Source organism: Acinetobacter sp. YH01024, assembly GCF_013420195.1.
In the GTDB taxonomy this organism is placed as follows: domain Bacteria; phylum Pseudomonadota; class Gammaproteobacteria; order Pseudomonadales; family Moraxellaceae; genus Acinetobacter; species Acinetobacter amyesii.
This window is the reverse complement of sequence record NZ_VOYQ01000092.1, coordinates 1-2,729: the sequence shown is the minus strand read 5'-3', so window position 1 is coordinate 2,729 and position 2,729 is coordinate 1. Positions and strand designations below refer to the sequence as shown.

The 2,729-nt window shown below is 51.9% G+C and carries 3 protein-coding genes and 1 pseudogene; 1 reads left to right on the top strand and 3 read right to left on the bottom strand.

Annotated features, from left to right (window positions below; all coding sequences use genetic code 11):
* Nucleotides 1-246: hypothetical protein (locus tag FTT88_RS17570; protein ID WP_206299284.1), on the top strand; the 246-nt coding region annotated here is incomplete at its 5' end.
* 407 nt (nucleotides 247-653) lie between these two features.
* On the opposite strand, the gene FTT88_RS16900 is transcribed toward FTT88_RS17570, so the two are convergent.
* The 3 genes and pseudogenes from FTT88_RS16900 to FTT88_RS16890 form a co-directional block, all read right to left on the bottom strand.
* Nucleotides 654-1,196 carry an AAA family ATPase gene (locus FTT88_RS16900; RefSeq protein WP_000587837.1) on the bottom strand — a complete coding sequence of 181 codons (543 nt, stop codon included), beginning with the start codon at nucleotides 1,194-1,196 and terminating at the stop codon, nucleotides 654-656.
* Between the two features lie 12 nt (nucleotides 1,197-1,208).
* On the bottom strand, nucleotides 1,209-2,069 hold the full coding sequence (gene aac(3)-IId, locus FTT88_RS16895; RefSeq protein ID WP_000557454.1) for an aminoglycoside N-acetyltransferase AAC(3)-IId: 861 nt from the start codon (nucleotides 2,067-2,069) through the stop codon (nucleotides 1,209-1,211).
* A 193-nt stretch (nucleotides 2,070-2,262) separates the two neighbouring features.
* Nucleotides 2,263-2,729 (bottom strand): annotated as a pseudogene (locus FTT88_RS16890) (IS1 family transposase); the annotation flags it as partial.

Genomic DNA, 2,729 nt, shown 5'->3' with positions numbered 1-2,729 from the left:
GTACCAGCGTACGGCCCACAGAATGATGTCACGCTGAAAATGCCGGCCTTTGAATGGGTTCATGTGCAGCTCCATCAGCAAAAGGGGATGATAAGTTTATCACCACCGACTATTTGCAACAGTGCCCAAAAAAGTTCGTGGTGGAGAAAAGATAAGCTATGCAAGGCTTTAGGAGACGTGGTTTTTCAGGATGACGAAGAACGATTCGGCGCTAGGTGCAACATAGGTGCATCGCACGAGCGCTAGGAACGGCGAAAAAAGGCGGACGTGGCGAAATCGGTAGACGCAGCAGACTTTAAAATTGGAGTGCCCGCGGGGAAATCCGCGGAGTAGAACCGCTCAAAGTCGGGGAACGCTAACGGGCAATACCCTAAGCCAATCCCGAGCCAAGCCCCTTCGGGGGAAGGTGTAGAGACTGGACGGGCGGCGCCTAAAGCCTTCGGGCAATGGCGAAGGGACAGTCCAGACCACGAACGTCATCAGACGGCGGCGAAAGTCGAGGTGGTACGAAAATCTGCTTCTCTGTGAGAGTACGGGTTCGAGTCCCGTCGTCCGCACCACAAAGCCAAACATCCCTGCGATGATCGACCTCTGGGCGTTTGGTCGTGAGCCCGCCACCCTCGCGCTACGCTTTGCGCAGGCGTCGAAGGCGATCAGGTGCGCCCATCGATTCCGTCGAGCACCATCGCTGCGAGTTCATCGCTGGTGTGTGCACCACTATCGAGAACACGGGTTGTGCATGGAAGCCGTTCCCTTGCGGCCAAGCATCGGGCGACATTCGCTAATCGCCACTCTCGAATCTCCGCATTTCGATTCGGGTCAGGATGCATGGTCTGGTTCGCGATCCGGTGACGCAATAGGTCCTCGTTGAGCGTCAGAAAGATGTGCAGCAGCTGATCGTCGATCCGCCTTACCCCGTCGAGTATCTCAGTCAGATAGTCCGGGTGCACGAGCGTCATTGGGATGATGATGTCCTGCGAGTAATTCCTTCGAATCTCCCTGACCGCCGCGATCGTAAGTCCCCTCCACAAGGGGAGATCCTGATAGTCTCCGCTCGCTGGCATGGGGACCGTTTCTTTCACCACGAACCCGATTTCCTCGGGGTCAAAGATCAGCGATTTGGAACGCCGATCGCGCAGCCGCTTAGCGAGCGTCGTCTTTCCGGCGCCGAAAGGTCCGTTGATCCAGATTATCATTGTCGACGGCCTCTAACCTGAAGGCTCGCAAGAGCGCTCGACGGCCTCGTGCGGAGGCACGATCGGAGTGGTTCCGAAATGCTTCTCAAGATAGGTGACGCCGAACGTCACGATGTCCTGCGCGTCGAACAGGTAGCACTGAGCAAAGCCCACGACACCTTCTCGATGGCGACCGAGCTTCACGTAAGCATTTGCTATAGTTTCAACCGCATCCGGCTTTCCTTCGATAGCAAAGCAATCGAGAATGCCGTTTGAATCGTAATCCGATGCCGTTTTCCAGGCGACTTCACCGTCTCTTCCAAGCATCGGCATCTCATACGTCACCCACCGTTTGTTGGGGATATCGGCAACCGCCTCGGCGTAGTGCAATGCGGTAACGGAGTTTAGCGGCGCACCCAACAGCAGGGCCTTCCCGCCAAGGCGAACGAACCGCTCGACGGGCGATCCTTCCCCCAAGGCGTGACCGAGTTCGTGAGGCTCCGTCAGCGTTTCAGCCAGCGGACCAACCGCGACCATCGATGCATCGGGGTGCGCGCTGCGCCGCGCGCCGGGGGCTTGAACCAGAAATTGATTCAGCAGGCCGAACCCACGGTAAGTCCCGGCTGTTGCGGGATCGAACGGCAGCCAGGTACGGCGGGCTTCGTCATCCAGCCGAGCGCCATTCAGAGTCTCCTCGTAGGGTGATCGGTCCCACGACGCGTATCCCATCACAGTGCCAGTCGGCCCAACCGCGGAGCGTAACGCGGCAACGACCGTCTCCGCTCCTCCTTCGACCGGACCAATCGCTTTAAGTGAGGCATGCACCATCAAGAGGTCACCGGTTTGGACTCCGAGTTTTTGAAGCGCCTCCGTTATTGCCTTCCGCGTATGCATCGCGATATCTCCTCTAAACTGCAAAACACTATACCTATCGAGATATCACTCTACTATACCTATCGAGATGAAGAAATTCTAAAATTAACATAATACACCTTATACAAAATGCCCTTGTAAGCCCTTAATCAAGGGCATTTTTAGTCTCTACTTAACATAAAATTTTGGTGGTGCTTCAAAAAGTATGCTGCCTTTAAATGAAGCCATTATTGATGTAAAAGAAAAGAAGGCTAAATCAAAAGCTTTAAAATGGTTTTCAAGCTTTTTTGAAAAATTACAGCTTCTTCTGAAGCTACGCCTAATTCTATGCCTTATTTTGCAATTATTGCCTTCAATACCTACAGTAAAAAATTTACCAATACTTTGCTTACCATTTTTAAAAGCAGTGATGAAACTGTCCCAATGATCACTTGCAATTCGGGTGTAGTGAATATCTAATTGTTTAAGCTTTGTCTTCAATTGTTAGACTGTAGCTAAATCTCGTTTACCCCAAACATAAGCAACAATTTCACCTGTTTCTCGATGATAGGCGTAAATAAGCCATTGTTTATTCTTTTTATTTCCAACAAAATTCCAGAACTCATCTACTTCGAGAGATTCATAATGACTTTGCTGAGGCTGAATTTCATAGGTTGATTCAGTTAAAGTACGTAAAACTTT

Bases quoted from the DNA above. Each gene is read 5' to 3' on its own strand.
- FTT88_RS16900 (WP_000587837.1), bottom strand. From the start codon at position 1,196: ATGATAATCTGGATCAACGGACCTTTCGGCGCCGGAAAGACGACGCTC.